The 18,540-nt window shown below is 57.0% G+C and carries 7 protein-coding genes; 1 reads left to right on the forward strand and 6 read right to left on the reverse strand.

All coding sequences use genetic code 11. From position 1 onward, the window contains the following. Positions 1-13: 13 nt before the first annotated feature. The 5 genes from C1N84_RS00935 to C1N84_RS00955 all read right to left on the reverse strand — a co-directional run bounded on the left by C1N84_RS00935 (position 14) and on the right by C1N84_RS00955 (position 16,373). Positions 14-10,165, reverse strand: a complete 10,152-nt coding sequence (locus tag C1N84_RS00935; protein WP_394541700.1) for an Ig-like domain-containing protein — start codon at positions 10,163-10,165, stop codon at positions 14-16. Positions 10,166-10,670: 505 nt separating this feature from the next. Further along, positions 10,671-11,420: a 16S rRNA (guanine(1516)-N(2))-methyltransferase RsmJ gene (rsmJ, locus tag C1N84_RS00940; RefSeq protein ID WP_021508104.1), complete on the reverse strand. Its 750-nt coding sequence runs from the start codon at positions 11,418-11,420 to the stop codon at positions 10,671-10,673. Between the two features lie 8 nt (positions 11,421-11,428). Then, on the reverse strand, positions 11,429-13,471 hold the full coding sequence (prlC, locus tag C1N84_RS00945) for an oligopeptidase A (protein WP_059012341.1): 2,043 nt from the start codon (positions 13,469-13,471) through the stop codon (positions 11,429-11,431). Between the two features lie 216 nt (positions 13,472-13,687). After that, on the reverse strand, positions 13,688-15,790 hold the full coding sequence (locus C1N84_RS00950) for a hypothetical protein (protein WP_264441878.1): 2,103 nt from the start codon (positions 15,788-15,790) through the stop codon (positions 13,688-13,690). A 133-nt stretch (positions 15,791-15,923) separates the two neighbouring features. Further along, complete coding sequence (locus tag C1N84_RS00955) at positions 15,924-16,373, reverse strand: flagellar basal body L-ring protein FlgH (RefSeq protein WP_021508101.1); 450 nt, start codon at positions 16,371-16,373, stop codon at positions 15,924-15,926. A 336-nt stretch (positions 16,374-16,709) separates the two neighbouring features. On the opposite strand from C1N84_RS00955, the gene C1N84_RS00960 reads away from it, so the two are divergent. Further along, complete coding sequence (locus C1N84_RS00960; RefSeq protein ID WP_021508100.1) at positions 16,710-17,552, forward strand: 23S rRNA (adenine(2030)-N(6))-methyltransferase RlmJ; 843 nt, start codon at positions 16,710-16,712, stop codon at positions 17,550-17,552. Positions 17,553-17,555: 3 nt separating this feature from the next. On the opposite strand, the gene rnz is transcribed toward C1N84_RS00960, so the two are convergent. Beyond that, the gene (rnz, locus tag C1N84_RS00965; RefSeq protein ID WP_059012345.1) at positions 17,556-18,467 is read right to left on the reverse strand and encodes a ribonuclease Z; all 912 of its coding nucleotides are present in this window, start codon (positions 18,465-18,467) and stop codon (positions 17,556-17,558) included. Positions 18,468-18,540 lie beyond the last annotated feature (73 nt).

The raw sequence follows: 18,540 nt of genomic DNA on the forward strand, positions 1-18,540 counted from the left end.
AAGCCACGGCTGATTAATGATTATCCAGTTCGACTTTTACCCCCTGCTGCACCAGCAATTCACCTTCCACTCCACTGTGACGATAAACGTCGTACACCTGACCGCCCTGGGTAATCGTGCCCGCCACCTGTGACCAGTCGCCGAGATCGGTGCCATCTTTAAGGAGATCAGATAGCATAAGGATAGTATCAGAGGGGGCATCTACTGAAACCACTGCAGAGATATTGATATGCAACTCATTTTCTTCAAATGAAACTATATCTTCCAAATCAATTTCGTTTAACTTGCCTAATTCAAGTTCTTTTTTTCCTTGATTTGATTTGTTAGTGACATTGACTTCATCGTCCATATTCTTTTGATAATCAAAAAGAATATCTTCAACTAAAGTTTCCACACTATCAGTCATTATCGATGTGGTCGCAACTTTCGAGCTCCAACGAATATCATCAACACCCAATCCTGCAGCGTCAACGGCTTTTATCTCAACATGCCCAATAAGGGTTCCATTTCCAGCAGAATAATTAAAGTGAGCTTCATCCCCCACACTACCTTTATATAACTTTTTAGAATATATTAATCCGCCGTTAACATCATAAATTTTTATATCAAGGTGTCCATCTCGACTGTCAAAACCAACAACTTTTAAACTAAAATCTGTTACTGCTTTATTATTACCAAAACTCAATGACAGTGCTTCATCCTCATGTATACCCATAAAGTTGGAAGCATAAACCCCAACACGTATTTGGTTACTAATATAAAAACTATTCCCTCTTAGCATATCAACTACCAATCCACTATTGAATATATAACCTCCTTCATACTTCCTTTGAGAAACATTATTGAAATTCTCAGACCCATTTGTCATTGTAAGATCTGGTTCGATTGTTATATTCCATTCAGGAGATTTTGCATTATTACCAGCCTTATCCGTAGCCTGCACATTAAAATTATGCGTACCGTTGCTTAACTCTGGTGATGGTGTAAATGTCCACTTACCATCCGCCCCCGCCGTCACCGACCCCAGCTTCGTGCTGCCATCATAAATGGTCACCACGCTGCCCGCTTCCGCCTTGCCCGACAGCGTCGGCGTGGTGTCATCGGTTTTACCGCCATTAGCCACATTACCGGTTTTGCTGCCGGCGTTGTCATACACCGTGTCGATAGTCGGGGTGCTGATCACCGTATCGACGGTGATATCCCACGTCTGAGCCTCACCGCTGCTATTGCCGGCGCTATCGCTGGCTTTGGCGCTGATGTGGTGCAATCCGTCCGACAGGTCGCTGAGCGGGATGAAACTCCAGTTGCCGCTGCCGTTGGCGCGGGTGCTGCCCACCGCTATACCATCAATATAAATCGTAACCAGGCTGTTAGCCTCGGCGGTGCCATTGAGGGTCGGCCGCTTGTCGTCAGTAAAGCCATTTTTGTCGATGTTGCCCTTAATGCTGCCGATATCATCTTCAATGGTGACAATGACCGGTGCGTTCGGTGCCACGGTGTCTACGGTAATGTTCCACGCCGCGGTCTGGCCGCTGGTGTTGCCCGCGGTATCGGTGGCGGTGGCGGTAATGCGGTGCAGACCATCGGCCAGATCGCTGCCCGGGGTAAAGCTCCAGTTACCGCTGCCATCGGTGCGTACGGTACCGGCAGGCGTACCGTCGATGTATACGGTAACGGTGCTGTTGGCCTCGGCGGTGCCGCTGATGGTCGGCCGCTTATCATCGGTAATGCCGTTGTTCAGCACATCACCGGTGATGCTGCCGGCGTCATCGTAGACGCGTACAATCGCTGGCAGGTTCGGCGCTACGGTATCAACGGTTATCGCCCACGGCTGGGTTGGGTAGCTGGTGTTACCGGCCGCGTCGGTGGCAGTGACGGTGAACTCATAGCGTCCGTCAGCCAGATCGCTGCCCGGCGTAAAGCTCCAGTTGCCGCTGGCATCAGCTTTCACCGAGCCTACTGCAACTTCACCAATGTAAATGGTCACCAGGCTGTCACGCTCGGCGGTGCCATTCAGCGTTGGCCGCTTATCATCGGTCGTGCCGTCGCGCTGAATCGGGCCGGTCACGCTGCCAACGTTATCCATAATGCTGGTGAGCACTACCGGATTCGGCGCCTGGGTATCGACAATCACCGGCCAGATGTCAGACGGTGCCGAACTGTTGCCCACCGGATCGGTCATCACCACGGTGAAGTTGTGCGTACCATCGTTAAGCGGCGTAGTCGGGGTAAAGCTCCAGCGCCCGTCGTTGCCAACGGTGGCTTCACCAATCGGCGTACCGTTATCGATGATGGTGACCTTATCACCTGGCGTACCGCGACCGGACAGGGTTGGCGTGGTGTCATCGGTATAGCCGCCTTTGTCAATTGGCCCCTGAACCGTGCCGACGTCGTCGCTGACGGAGTCAATCACGCCCTTGTTCGGCGCGGTGAGGTCAATCAGCAGATCGAACTGACTGGTTGGCTCACTTTCGCCGTGTGCTTCCGTGGTCGCCGTCACGGTCAGGGCGTGCGAACCTTCGCTGAGCGCTGTGCCCGGCGTGAAGTTCCACTGGCCCTGCGCGTTAGCGCTTACCTGACCAATCAGCTTGCCGTTGTCATAAATTTTCACCAGCGCGTTCGGCGTCGCGGTGCCGTACAGCGTTGGCGTGGTGTCATCGGTGGCCTGACCGGAACTCAGATCGCCTCTGACACTGCCAGCGTTGTCTTCCACGCGGGTCAGCGCTACCACCACCGCAGAAGTGTCGACGGTAAAGTCAATCGCCCCGCCAATCGGGCCCTGGTTACCGGCGAGATCGACCGGCTGCGCGGTGAAGCTGTGCTTGCCATCTGTCAGCGGCGTGCCCGGGGTAAACGTCCAGTTACCGCTGTCATCGGCGACCGCTCTGCCCAGCTCTTTGCCATTGTCGCGCACGATTACCGTAGCGCCCGGCTCAGTTTTACCGCTAAAGGTCGGCGTGGCATCGTCGGTGGTCTCGCCGCTGCGAATCGGCCCCTGTACCTGGCCGACATCATCGGTCAGTACCGGATTGATGATGTTGCCTGGCGCCGTGGTATCCACTTCAATCGGATAGACGCCGGTTTCCGGGCTGACGTTGCCGGCAGCATTGGTGGAAGTCGCGCTGATGTTATGCACGCCGTCACGCAGATCGCTGGCTGGCGTATAGCTCCAGTTACCGTTGGCGTCTGCCGTTACCGTGCCCAGCTTAATGCCGTCTGCATAAAGCGTAACGAGGCTGTTCGGCTGTGCGGTACCGTTAATGGTTGGTCGTGCATCGTCGGTGACGCTTCCCTTCTGCACCAGGCCCTGAATGTCTCCCACGTTATCCATTACGCTGGTAATCGCCGGCGCATTTGGCACACCGCCGCTGATCAGGCCAAACTCAAACTTGTCTGACGACTCGCTGACGTTACCAGCGGCATCTACCGCTTCTGCTGTCAGCGCATGGGCACCGTTGGCCAGCGGTAACGGTGGCTCGAAGCTCCAGTTGCCTTTGCCGTCAGTGCGGGTTGAGCCTATCAGCACGCCATTGTCATAAATATTCACCAGACTGTCGGCTTCAGCGGTACCGCGTACCGTCGGTGTCGCATCATCAGTGGTGTCGCCTGCAGCGATTGGTCCACGGCGATCGCCCTGATCGTCATACACTTCAGTGATCGCTGGCTTATTCGGTGCCTGCGTATCCACATTCACTACATAAGGATCCGACGGCTTACTGCTGTTGCCCGCCGGGTCGGTGATCACGGTTTCAAATTTGTGCTCACCGTCGTTGAGCGGAGTTTCCGGCGTGAAGGTCCACTTGCCATTCTCGCCAATTACCGCGCTGCCGATGGTTTCACCGTTATCGATAATGGTTACCACGTCGCCCGGCTTACCGCCGCCAGTCAGCGTTGGCGTGGTATCGTCAGTCGCGCCGCCGTTGTCCACGGTGCCCTGCTCTGTACCCACGTCATCACGGACATCCTCAATACCCGCGTTGTTTGGCGCCGTGATATCAATAGTGATATCGAAGGCGGCTGTGGCCTCACTCTCGCCGTGTGCCGGCGTGGTGGCGGTCGCCGTCAGGCTGTGCGGCCCTTCGCTCAGCGCAACGCCAGGCGTAAAGCTCCAGCTGCCGTCTTTGGCTGCCACCGTGCTGCCAATCAGCTGGCCATTGTCGTAAATTTTCACCAGCGCGTTGCCGGTTGCGGTGCCTTTCAGGGTCGGCGTGGTGTCATCTGTCACCTGACCGGACGTGAGATTACCGGTAATGCTGCCCGCATCGTCATACACCTGAGTGATAGCAATCACCACTTTGGAGGTGTCTACGGTGAAGTCAATGGCGTCAGTTTCCGGCCCTTTGTTACCGGCCTTATCCACCGGCTGAACGGTAAAGCTGTGGTCGCCATCCGCCAGCGGCTGATCCGGCGTGAAGCTCCAGTTACCGTCTTTATCAGCTACCGCGCGACCCAGTTCATTACCGTTATCGCGCACGATTACCGTGGCGCCCGGCTCGGTTTTACCTTTAAAGGTGGGCGTCGCGTCATCGGTGATGTCGCCGCTGTTAATCGGACCCTGCACCAGGCCAACGTCGTCAATCAGCTGATTACCTTTGCTGGCTTCTGGCGCGGAGGTATCGATATCAATTGGATACGCCCCGGTTTCCGGACTGATATTACCGGCCGCGTTAGTGGCGGTAGCGGTGATGTTGCGCACACCATCCGCCAAATCGCTGTCCGGCGTAAATGACCAGTTCCCGGCGTCATCGGCCTGGGTGCTGCCCACAGCTTTGCCATCAACCAGCAGCGTAACGATGCTGCCCGGCTGGGCGGTACCGTTGATGGTCGGACGCGCGTCGTCGGTCAGACCGCCTTTCTGGATTGCACCCTGAATGTCACCTACGTTGTCCATCACGCCAGTGATAGCCGGTGCCGTTGGCTTACCGCCGGCTGCCAGCGAGAAGTCAAACTTCTCTGATGGCTCGCTAGCGTTGCCCGCCGCGTCGATCGCTTCCACGGTCAGCGAGTGTGCGCCGTTAACCAGCGGTTTGCCCGGTTCGAAGCGCCAGTTGCCCTGCCCGTCAGCGCGCACGCTACCGATCAGTTCACCGTTGTCATAAATCTTCACCAGGCTGTTGGCTTCCGCAGTGCCCTTCACGGTAGGAATGCTGTCATCGGTGGTATCACCGGATTTCAGCGCACCGGTGCGATCGCCCTGGTCATCAAACACTTCGGTAATCGCTGGCTTGTTCGGCGCCTGCGTATCAACAGTCACAATGTACGGATCGGACGGCTGGCTGCTGTTGCCGGCCGGATCGGTGATCACGGTTTCAAATTTGTGCTCGCCGTCGTTGAGCGGGGTTTCCGGCGTGAAGGTCCACTTGCCATTCTCGCCAATTACCGCGCTGCCGATGGTTTCACCATTGTCGATAATGGTCACCACATCGCCCGGCACGCCTTCACCTACCAGCGTTGGCGTGGTGTCGTCAGTAATGCCACCGTTGTCGACCGGGCCCTGCACCGTGCCCACGTCATCCAGTACGCTATCAATACCGCCCACGACTGGCGGGGTCAGATCGATGGTGAGGTCAAAAGGTGACGACTCGGCGCTGGTTCCGGCGGCGTTTGTCGCCGTCGCCGTAAAGTGATGTTCACCTTCCGCCAGCGCAACATCCGGGGTAAAGCTCCACTCGCCTTTGTAGTTGGCTTTTGCGGAACCGATGAGCGTGCCGTTGTTATAGATGTGAATCAGCGCGTCTGGCGTCGCCGAACCGTTGAGGGTTGGCGTAGTGTCATCGCTGACCGCACCGCTGGTCAGGTTGCCCGTGACAGAACCTGCATCGTCATAAACGCTATTGATGGTCACCAGCACCGCAGAGGTATCGACAATGAAGTCAACTGGCTGGCTTTCCGTACCTTTATTACCGGCTTTATCAACTGGCTGCGCAGTGAAGCTGTGATCGCCATCCGCCAGCGGCTGGTCCGGCGTAAAGCGCCAGTTACCGTCTTTGCCGGCGACCGCGCTGCCAATCGGCTGGCCGTTGTCGCGGATAATAATGGTCGCACCCGGCTCGGTCACACCGCTGAAGGTTGGTTGCGCGTCATCCGTAGTGTCGCCGCTATTAATCGGCCCCTGAATGTCGCCAACGTCATCCGTCAGCTGATTGTCGCTGCTGGCATCTGGCGCGGTGGTGTCAATCACAATCGGGTAGAGTCCGGTTGACGGGCTGATATTACCGGCCGCGTTGGTCGCGGTGGCACTCAGATTGCGCAGGCCTTCGGCCAGATCGCTATCCGGCGTGAATGACCATTTGCCTGCGGCATCGGTCAGGGCGGTCCCCAGCACTTTACCATCGGCATACACGGTGACTACGCTGTCCGGCTGCGCGGTACCGTTAATGCCAGGACGAACGTCATCGGTCACGCCGCCTTTTTCGATGGTGCCCTGCACATCTCCGACGTTGTCCACTACGCCAGTGATCGCCGGTGCGGTCGGCGCGCCGCCGGCCTCCAGCATGAAGTCAAAGCTGTCGGACGGTTCGCTAATGTTACCGGCCGCATCAACTGCTTCCACAGTGAGTGAATGCGCGCCGTTCAGCAGCGGTCGGGTTGGCGTGAATTCCCATTGGCCTTCAGCATTCGTGACAGCTGAACCCACCAGTTGGCCATTGTCATACAGGTTGACCAGGCTACCCGGCTCCGCTTCGCCGCGCACGGTCGGCTGGGCGTCATCCGTCACCTCACCCGGATTGAGTGCACCCTGCTTATCACCTTGATTATCATATACTTCTTTAATTACAGGTTTTTCTGGCGCCTGCGTATCCACGATAATGGTGTAATCGTCAGACGGTGAGGATTCATTACCTGCCGGATCGGTCACGATGATGCCGATATTGTGTTCGCCGTCTTCCAGCGGCTCTTCCGGGGTAAATTCCCACTTGCCATCGTCACCGATCACGGTGCTGCCGATTGGATTACCGTTATCGATGATAGTCACTACGTCACCCGGTGTGCCGCCACCGCCGATGGTCGGCTGCGTGTCGTCGGTTGATTCGCCGTTTTCGATCGGCCCGGTTTCGTTACCGACATCGTCAATGATATCGCCGATTTCCGGTTTCACTGGTGGGGTGGTATCCACGATGACAGTGTAAGGATCGGATGGTTCGCTGGTGTTACCCGCCGGATCGGTGATTACGGTTTCAAACTTGTGTTCACCGTCGTTGAGTGGTGTTTCTGGCGTGAATTCCCACTTGCCGTCATCACCGATGACGGTACTACCGATGGTTTCGCCGTTATCAATAATGGTCACCACGTCACCCGGCGTGCCGCCACCAACCAGCGTTGGCGTGCTGTCATCAGTCACCTCGCCGCTTTCGACGGGTCCCTGAACGCTACCTACGTCATCCTGCACCTCGTCAATGCCATCGTTGCCCGGGGCAGTGATATCAATGATCAGATCAAACGGTGCGGTCGGTGCGCTGACGCCATTGGCTTCGGTCGTCGCCGTGGCGGTAAAGCTGTGTTCGCCTTCATTCAGCGGCTCCGCTGGTGTAAATGACCACTCGCCCTTGTAATTTGCCAGCGCGGAGCCAATCAGCTCACCGTTGTCATAAATATGGATCAGCGCACCTGGCGTCGCTGAACCATTGATGGTCGGCGTAGCATCATTAGTCACGCCACCTTTTTGCACGTAGCCAGCTTCGCCTGCGTCGTCATAGACGTTGATAATCGTCACTTCAACACCAGAGGTATCGACGATGAAGTCGACTGGCGCGCTTTCTTCACCTTTGTTACCGGCGTTATCTACCGGTTGTACGGTAAAGCTGTGATCGCCTTCGGCCAGCGGTTGTTCCGGGGTGAATGTCCAGTTACCGTCTTTGTCCGCGACAACGCGGCCAATTTCTTCACCGTTATCACGGATGATCACTACAGCGCCTGGCTCAGTTTTACCGTCAAAGGTTGGCGTGGCGTCATCAGTGGTATCGCCACTGTTAATTGGGCCCTGGATCGCGCCGACATCATCAGTCAGGGTGTTGTCGCCGCTATTTTCTGGCGGGGTAGTGTCAATGATGATCGGATACACGCCGGTCTGCGGACTGATGTTGCCCGCCGCATCGGTAGCAGTAGCGGACAGCTGATGTTCACCTTCCGCCAGATCCACTTCCGGTGTAAAGCGCCAGCGGCCGTTTTCATCAGCTGTGGTGGTGCCCAGCAGCACATCACCGTCATAAACGGAAACGATATAGCCTGGCTGCGCCGTGCCATGCACGGTTGGGCGAGTGTCATCGGTGACACCATTTTTCGCGACGTTGCCCTGATTATCACCCACATCGTCCAGCACACCAATAATCGCCGGCGCGCTTGGCACACCACCGGTAATCAGCGTGAAATCAAAGCTGTCAGACGTTTCGCTGACGTTACCTGCCGCGTCCGTTGCTTCTGCCGTGAGAGAGTGTCCGCCATTGCTGAGCGGTTTGTTTGGAGTCAATTCCCAGTTGCCTGCGTCGTCTGCACGCGCGGAGCCAATCAGCACGCCATTGTCATAAAGATTAACAATGCTGCCAGCTTCAGCCTCGCCTTTTATGGTCGGGAGCGCGTCATCGGTCATATCGCCCGGCTGCAGTTCACCCTGCTGTTCACCCTGATTGTCGATAACCGCAACAATGCGCGGCTTATCCGGTGCCTGGGTATCGACAATAATGGTGTAATCATCTGAAGGTGCAGACTCGTTGCCGACCGGATCGGTGATGATGATACCGATGTTGTGCTCACCGTCTTCCAGGGGTTGTTCCGGCGTAAACTCCCACTTGCCGTCATCACCCACGACAGTGCTGCCAATCGGCTTGCCGTCATCAATAATGGTTACCACGTCGCCAGGCGTGCCGCCGCCGCCGATGGTAGGAGTCCTGTCGTCGGTGCTGCCGCCGTTGTCTACCGGTCCGACAATGCTACCCACGTTGTCAGTGACTTCACCAATGCCCGGATTTACCGGTGCCTGCGTATCAATAGTGATGATGTGAGGAGCAGAGGGCAGGCCGATATTACCAGCACGGTCGGCAGCTACCACGGTGAATGCGTGCTCACCATCAGCCAGTGCCGTTGCAGGGGTGAAGGTCCAGTTGCCGTTGGCATCAGTCAGTGCTTCACCGATTTTTTCACCGTTGTCGTAGATCGATACGGTACTGTACGGTTCCGCTTTGCCGGAGAGGGTCGGCGTATTGTCATCGGTGGCCTCGCCGTTGCCAATCAACCCGGTGAGCGAACCGTGATCGTCGAATACGCTGTCCAGCGTAGCCTGTGCTGGCGCTTTGAGATCGATAATTAGCTCAAACGGTTCGGAAGGCTGGCTGGTGTTACCCTTACCGTCGCGTTCAATCACCGTGAAGCTATGGTCGCCTTCAGCCAGCGCCGTGCCTGGCGTAAATGTCCAGTTACCATCCTGATCGACAATGGCTTCACCAATTTTTGTGCCGTTATCCCAGATCTCAACAGTATTACCAGGATTGGTGCCGGTGCCGCTCAGAGTTGGCGTCGCGTCATCGGTATAGTCGCCGCTGGCCAGCGGTCCCTGAATGGCGCCCACGTTATCCGTCACCGCATCAATGGTTGCGCCTCGCGTGAATACCGGATCAGGCAGATTCCCGCCTTCACCCTCACCTGACTTACCGTGATCTTTTTTGTGATTGTGATAAATGATGCCTGCCGCTGCACCAATCGCGCTCAGTAAACCCAGACCCAACAGCATCGGGTTAATCAGACCATTTTCGGCAATCAGCAGATTATCCAGCCCCGGGACGGATTCTGACCCGAGCACCAGCGCCGAATAATCGCCATCAGCAAGCGCTGCAGCTTCGTGATCATCACGCGCATCAGAGGCGATGTATTCATGGAAAGCGTTATCTTCTGCTTTACCAACCAGCTGACCAGGGTAGACAAAAAAATCCTCAATGATGAGATCGGGTTTATCCAGATCGCCATCCTCCAGGATAACCCAGAGACTTTTGCCTACGCGCTTGACGGTGATGTTTTCAGGTGCAACACCCTTCTCACCTTCAGCAAGGATATATTTCCCATTGGCAATGGCTTTGATTTTTACTGGTTTTCCATTTTTACCGTTGCGAAGCACCTGCGCTTCGACAACCGTTTTTTTGTCTACAACGGCGACATTAACGGGGATGGCGTTCATAATTTATTTAGTCCATGTATTTTAATAGTCACGCTAAACAACCAGGTTAGCGTTGAGAAATTTCCCGGATGAGAGAGCACAATGAAAGCTCCATCCTTAACGCGGAAATAATATCAACAAGGACCGCACTTTCTTATTGAGACATGTCGCAAAACAAATCCAGATAAAAAATACAGATAATTAATTTTATCAATGACTTAAATAAATATTAAGATTAATCTCTTAGGGGAAAAATCTTATATAGTCGGATGTTTATCAGTAATTTCACCCTTAAAAATAAAAACCATAAAAATAGCAATACTGATATCAAAAAAATAACGGAAATATACTTGATGGGTTAGCATAAGTCTGGAAGGAGTGAATTTCCGGGCGGAAGACAGTAAAGATATGAGTTTTAACCAGTTAACTTATGGCTATGCACAATCCACGTTATGCATCGTCATGATATGAAATTATATGGCTTGCAGCGACGCGATGATTCACGCCGCTAAGCCATAGTGACTGCTTACGACAACGGCGGATAAATATCGAAACGGTGGCTTTTGGTCACCACCGCCGATTGAGTGGCGACGCCGGCCAGCGGCGGTGCGTAATCCGGGCGCTTCACCACGATGCGCTTCTTCGCCAGACGGCGCGCCGGTTCGAGCAGCGCATCGGCATCTTCGTCCGGCCCCACCAGCGACTGAAACACCCGCATCTCCTTCTTCACCAGCGCGCTTTTCTGCCGGTGCGGATACATCGGATCGAGATACACCACGTCCGGTGCCGGCGTGATATCACTCAGCGCCTGCTGGCTGACCACATGCAGCAGCGTCAGGCGCTCGCGCAGCCAGCCGCCGATCTCCGCATCTTCATAGCCACGCCGCAAACCATCTTCCAGCAACGCCGCGACCACCGGATGACGCTCCAGCATACGCACGCGGCAGCCCAGCGCGGCCAGCACAAAGGCATCGCGCCCCAATCCCGCCGTCGCGTCCACCACGTCGGGCAGGTAATCCCCTTTGATGCCCACCGCTTTCGCCACCGCTTCGCCGCGTCCGCCGCCAAATTTGCGGCGGTGCGCCATCGCGCCGGAAACGAAATCGACAAAGATGCCGCCGAGCTTCGGCTCGTCCACTTTACGCAGCTCCAGATGCTGCGCTGTCAGCACCAGCGCCAGCGTGGCGCTGTCGTCCTGCTCCAGCCCCCAGCGCTGCGCCAAATGTAATAAGGCGCCGTCTCCGGCGCCTGTTTCATCCACTAAACCGATCTTCACAAGCAGGCTTATCCCTGAATTCCGTAGTGTTCCAGCATCGCATCCAACTGCGGTTCACGGCCGCGGAAGCGTTTGAACAGCTCCATCGGCTCTTCGGAACCGCCGCGTGTCAGGATGTTGTCGAGGAACGACTGACCGGTCTGACGGTTGAAGATGCCCTCTTCTTCGAAGCGCGAATACGCATCGGCAGCCAGCACGTCGGCCCACAGATAGCTGTAGTAACCCGCCGCGTAGCCACCGGCAAACACGTGGCTGAAGGCGTGCGGGAAGCGGCCCCACTCCGGGCTCGGCACCACGGCAACCTGCTTTTTCACTTCACGCAGGGTTTCGAGGATTTGCGCGCCCTGCGCCGGATCAAACTCGGTATGCAGACGGAAATCGAACAGGCCGAACTCCAGCTGACGCAGAATGAACAGCGCCGCCTGATAATTTTTCGCCGCCAGCATTTTATCCAGCAGCGCTTTCGGCAGCGGCTCACCGGTTTCGTAATGGCCGGAGATGAACGCCAGCGCTTCCGGCTCCCAGCACCAGTTTTCCATAAACTGGCTCGGCAGCTCGACCGCGTCCCACGGCACGCCGTTGATGCCGGATACGCCCGGCGCTTCGATGCGCGTCAGCATGTGGTGCAGGCCGTGGCCGAACTCGTGGAACAGCGTGGTCACTTCATCATGAGTGAACAGCGCCGGTTTGCCCTGGACCGGGCGATTGAAGTTACAGGTCAGGTACGCCACCGGCTTCTGCAGGCTGCCATCGGCTTTACGCATCTGCCCGACGCAGTCATCCATCCACGCGCCGCCGCGCTTGTGCTCGCGCGCGTAAAGGTCAAGGTAGAAGCTGCCACGCAGCTCGCCGCTCTCGTCGAACAGGTCGAAGAAACGCACGTCCGGATGATAAACATCCACGTCGGTACGCTCTTTGGCGGTGATGCCATAAATACGCTTCACCACTTCAAACAGGCCGTTCACCGCGCGTGATTCCGGGAAGTACGGACGCAGCTGTTCGTCGCTGATGGTATACAGATGCTGTTTCTGCTTCTCGCCGTAATAGGTGAGATCCCACGGATTCATGTCATCCACGCCAAACTCTTTTTTGGCGAAGGCACGCAGCTGCGCCAGCTCTTTTTCACCCTGCGGGCGCGCGCGTCTGGCGAGGTCGTTCAGGAAGTCGATCACCTGAGACGGGCTTTCCGCCATTTTGGTTGCCAGCGATTTGTCGGCGAACGAGTCAAAGCCCAGCAGCTCGGCCAGTTCGTGGCGCAGCGCCAGCTCTTCCGCCATGATTGGGCCGTTGTCCCATTTACCGGCGTTCGGGCCCTGATCGGAGGCACGAGTGGAATAAGCGCGATACATCTCTTCACGCAGCGCGGCGTTGTCGCAGTAGGTCATCACCGGCAGATAGCTCGGGATATCCAGCGTCAGCAGCCAGCCTTCCTGCTGTTTGGCTTCCGCCTGCGCTTTGGCCGCGGCCAGTGCGCTCTCCGGCATGCCCGCCAGCTCGGCTTCGTCGGTGATCAGTTTGCTCCAGCCCATGGTGGCATCCAGCACGTTGTTGCTGTAAGCCGATCCCAGTTCGGAGAGGCGCGCGGCGATCTCGCCATAGCGTTTCTGTTTCTGTTTATCGAGGCCGATACCGGACAGCTCAAAGTCGCGCAGGCTGTTATCCACCGCTTTCTTCTGCGCGGTATCCAGCTGCGCGTAGCTCTCGCCCTCACGCAGGTTGCGATACGCCTGATACAGGCCTTCGTGCTGGCCCACCCAGGTGCTGTATTCGGACAGCAGCGGCAGCGTCTGCTCGTAGGCTTCGCGCAGTTCCGGGCTGTTTTTTACCGAGTTGAGATGGCTGACCGGCGAGAAGATGCGGCCCAGGCGATCGTCCACTTCCGCCAGCGGCTGGACTAAATTTTCCCAGGTGTAAGGCGCGCCCTGCGCCACTACGCGCTCCACCGCTGCGCGACAGTCGTTCAGCGCTTCAGTTACAGCGGGAACCACGTGCTCAGGTTTGATGGCGGAAAAAGGCGGTAGCGTAAAAGGCGTGAGTAACGGATTGGTCATAAGCGCAGTCCTTTCATCATGGAGTGGGGCCGCGCGCAGGGGCGCGGCGCAATTTTACTAACATGCGGCCAGACGAGGGGAAAATCAATGCCACCCGCAAGGGCAGAGAGAAAAACGCGCGATGAATCGCGCCGCTACAATAAGTGCACGTATCAGTAGCGACGCGATTTATCGCGCATTGTTGAAAAAAAAGCCCGCCAGACGGCGGGCCAGAGGTTATTTGATGGTCAGCTGATAATGGATCACATCATACGGCGCGACCCACGGTGGCAGCGGCTCGCGCTCGTAAATATCTTTCGCCAGCGCCCAGCCTTCCACTGCGCCGCCTTTACCGGTCAGTGACATGCCCTCCTGCAACAGTGGCGGCAGGCTGTCGTTGAACGGCACCTGATCGTGCGAAAAATCATTGATTACCTTGCCGCTCAGGGTGGTAACGCGGACGCTGACCGCCGCCTGCTGGTCCGGCAGCAGTTTGCCTTTCACGCTTTTCACCGCAAACCACTGCATGCCGAGATCTTTCTTCAGCGCTTTACGCTTCGCCACTTTCTTGTCCAGCTGCGCGTAGCCTTTTTCAATCAGCGCGTTCAGTCCTTTGCCAATGGAAGCCTGCATGGTGGCGTAACGGCGCGCCATCTCTTCTCCATCGAGCAGCGAATCACCGCTTTGCAGCTGGGTGGTTAAGCCGGCAATCAGCTGATCCATACTGATGCTGAGGCCGATGTCTTTGACCATCTGCAGCTGCACCACCGCATTGCTGGCGATGAACTGACCCAGCGTATAACCATCGCGTTCGGCATCGCTTTTCGGGGCAGAAAGTTTCGGCGCGGCGGCCGGTTGCTGCTTCGCTGCCTCCAGTTCCCGCGTCAGCTGCGCCAGATTGTGCGCCTGCTGCTGTTTTTCGCTATCCAGCGCAGCGAGTTGTTTTTCACGCTCGGCCTGCTGCGTCTGCAGTGCGGTGAGCTTCTTCTCGCTTTCCGTCTGCTGAGACTGTAACGCTTTCAGCTGCTTGTCGCTTGCAGTCTGCTGCGCGGCCAGTTTTTGGGCGCTCTCAGCCTGTTGTGCGCTGAGCTGCTGTTTGCTTTCAGCCTGTAATGCCGCCAGCTTTTTATCGCTTTCCGCCTGCTGGGCGCTGAGCTGCTTTTTGCTCTCAGCCTGCAGCGCCGCCAGCACCTTCTCGTTTTCTGCCTGTAAGGCCGCCAGCTTTTTGTCGCTTGCCGCCTGCTGGGCGCTGAGCTGTTTTTTGCTCTCAGCCTGCAGTGCCGCCAGCGTTTTCTCGTTTTCGGCTTTCAGCGCTTTGAGCGCGTCAGCGCTCTGGGTGGCCGCCGCGCGCGCGTCGCTGAGCTGTTTCGTCAGCTGGGCGCTGCCGGCGCTTTGCTGCTGCTGTGCCTCTTTCAGCGCCAGCTGCAGCGTGGTGATGTTTTTCTCCTGCTGCTGCTTCTCCGCGCTGAGCGCTGCCAGTTTTTTGTCGTTCCCGGCCTGCTGGGCGCTGAGCTGCTGTTTGCTTTCAGCCTGCAGCGCCGCCAGCGCCTTGTCGTTTTCCGCTTTCAGCGCTTTAAGCGCATCGGCGCTCTGGGTGGCCGCCGCGCGCGCGTCACTGAGCTGTTTCGTCAGCTGGGCGCTGCCGGCGCTTTGCTGCTGCTGTGCCTCTTTCAGCGCCTGCTGCAGCGTGGCGATGTTTTTCTCCTGCTGCTGCTTCTCCGCGCTGAGCGCCGCCAGTTTTTTATCGTTCCCGGCCTGCTGGGCACTGAGCTGCTTTTTGCTCTCAGCCTGCAACGCCGCCAGCGCTTTGTCGTTTTCCGCTTTCAGCGCTTTCAGCGCGTCGGCGCTCTGGGTGGCCGCCGCGCGCGCGTCGCTGAGCTGTTTCGTCAGCTGGGCGCTGCCGGCGCTTTGCTGCTGCTGTGCCTCTTTCAACGCCTGCTGCAGCGTGGCGATGTTTTTCTCCTGCTGCTGCTTCTCCGCGCTGAGCGCTGCCAGTTTTTTGTCGCTGGCAGCCAGCTGCGCCTTTAACGCATCGTCCGCTTTCACCGCAGGTGCCGCAGACAGCTTTTCCAGCTCCGCCACGCGCGCGCGCAGACGCGTCAGTTCCGCACTGTGATCGGGCGCTGTTGCGGCTTTTTTCTCTGCCTTGCTGACGGTTTTCGCCGCCGGTTTAGCGGCCGGTTTTGCAGGTGGCTGTGGTTTTGCTGCCGGTGCCGGCGGCAGGGTGCGCGCTGCTTCGCTGAACGCGCGCAGCATGTCATCATCAGCCGCTGACGCGGCCTGTCCGGGTAGCAGTAAGGCCGCGCTAATCAGCACCGCCAGCAGATGACGCTGTGTCATCAAAACCTCCAGTCGCGGCTCCTTGCCGCTAAGAAAACAAAAGGCCTCATCTCAATATGTTAATTGAGATGAAGCCATCCACCGCGCGAGGTTGTCGCGCTGTTAAAAAAGGGGTCGGCTTGCGCCGTTATTGTTAACCGGCCTGGCGAATAATCAGCTGTGACAGACGGGTTTTAATGCGGAAGCACAGTTCACGGATCTGGAACTGATAGCGCGGCATGACTAAATCGTTAATATCCGCGCCAATCGAATCTTTAATCTGCAGATATTTGTTGGTCTGCGCGCCAATTTTCTGGAACTCCGCCTGGTAGCTGTCGTAAGACGCCTGGCTGTAGAGGCGCATGGCATCCAGCTCTTTACGGCACTGCTGAATGTTGCTGGCGCGATCGTCAGCGAACGAGGCAGCGGCCGGCTGGGCTGGCGCTTCGGTTACAAACGGCTGGCCGTCAGGCCGTGCAGCAGATTCAGCCATCGGCTGAGCGTCGGCGGCGGGCGGCGTTACCAGGCTATGAACAGGCTGTTGTTTCGCGCAGCCGGCCAGTGCCAGCAGGCTTGCCACCGCGATACCAGTCATTTTTTTCATTATTGTCACCAGGAGTTATTAAGGATGCTTGAAGCAAAAAATTATACGGCCATGGCCGAAAAGTTTCCTTGCCAGAGACGCATTCCTGGCATTTCGCTCGCGACCGCTTCGTTTTCGGCTACTAACTTACTTAATCTGCGGTAAAATTTCGAGAGTCGAATTATCCCTACGTGAAATTAGTTCTCTACCAGACCGGTCGCATTCCGCTAAAGCGACCCGCGCGCTGAAAACTTAAGCGGATGGTAAAACGTCAGCAATTTTTATGCGGCGCGGCTATAATCGCGCCACACACGATCTATTCGACTTCATTGATCCAACCGCGGACCCCTCTTTTTTATGCTGAGTTATCGCCACAGTTTTCATGCCGGCAACCACGCCGACGTGCTGAAACACACCGTTGAAAGCCTGATCCTCACCGCCCTGATGGAGAAGGAAAAACCTTTCCTCTATCTGGACACCCACGCCGGTGCCGGACGTTACCAGCTGAGCGGTGAGCACGCCGAACGTACCGGCGAATATCTGGAAGGCATTGCGCGTATCTGGCAGCAGCCGGACGCACCAGCGCTGCTGAAGCCCTATCTGGCGGCGATTCGCAACCTCAACCCAACCGGTACGCTGCGCTATTACCCTGGCTCGCCGCTGATCGCCCGCCATCTGCTGCGCGACGAAGATAAGCTGCAGCTCACCGAACTGCATCCGACCGATTACCCGCTGCTGCGCAGTGAGTTCAGTAAAGATGCGCGCGCCCGCGTTGAACGCGCGGATGGCTATCAGCAGCTGAAGGCCAAACTGCCGCCACCGACCCGTCGCGGCCTGATCCTTATCGACCCGCCGTACGAAATGAAAAGCGATTATCAGGATGTGGTGAAAGGCATTCAGGAAGGTCACAAACGTTTCGCCACCGGCGTCTATGCACTGTGGTATCCGGTGGTGTTGCGCCAGCAGATCAAGCACATGCTGAAGGATCTGGAAGCCACCGGCATCCGCAATATTCTGCAGATCGAGCTGGCAGTGCGTCCGGACAGCGATCAGCGCGGCATGACTGCGTCCGGGATGATTGTCATCAACCCGCCGTGGAAGCTGAAAGCGCAGATGGAAGAGCTGCTGCCGTGGCTGCACCAGAAACTGGTGCCCGCCGGCACCGGTCACTACAGCGTGACGCAAATCGTGCCGGAATAAGCGCTACACCTCAAATATCGCAAAATCGTGAGCCAGTTCGGTGGCCGGAAACACCGACTGGCACTCTGCCAGTAGCCTTTCCCGATCCTGTGACAAATAGCGCGAGCTAAAGTGCGTAGCGATCATGCGTTTTGCGCCAGCGCGCTGTGCCACGCTGGCCGCCTGCACCGTAGTGGAGTGGCCGCGCCCGTTGGCTTTTTCCGCCATCGCCGCTTCCAGCGTGGTTTCATGCACCATCACATCGGCGTTCGCCGCCAGCTGCAACGCCACCTCGGTGGGGCCGGTATCGCCGAAGATCGCCAGCACTTTGCCTTTGGTGGCCGGGCCAAGATAGTCGGCGCCGTTGATCTCGCGGCCATCTTCCAGCGTGATGCGTTTGCCCTGTTTCAGATCCTGATACCACGGGCCGCGCGGCACGCCTTCCGCCTTCAGGCGCGGTGCGTCAAGGAAGCCCGGCTTATCATGCTGTTCGATGCGGTAGCCATAGCACTCGACCACGTGGTTTAGCGCATAAGCAGTGACGCGAAACTCACCGTTATCCAGCACCGGACCGGCTTCGATCTCGACAATCTCCAGCGGATAGCCGGTATAAGAGCCACTCAGGCTGAGCGCAGTGTCGACAAACTGGCGCAATCCTTTCGGACCGTACAGCGTCATCGGCTCGGTCAGGCCCGCCATCGAACGGCTGGTGAGCAGACCCGGCAGGCCAAAGATGTGATCGCCATGCAAATGGGTAATAAAGATTTTTTCCAGCTTGCCGGGCTTAAGCGCCGATCGCATAAACTGATGCTGCGTCGCTTCACCACAGTCGAACAGCCAGGTCTCGCCGCGCTTCGACAGCGTCAGCGCAATGGCGGTGACGTTGCGCTGCAGGCTGGGCGCGCCCGCGCCGGTACCAAGAAATGTCAGGTGCATGATAAGTTCCTTTGAGCCAACCCCTTGCCGGCATTCAACCCTATTACATACATAGGTGCAAACTTTGCGCCGG

This window comes from Pantoea sp. SGAir0418, from assembly GCF_043529865.1.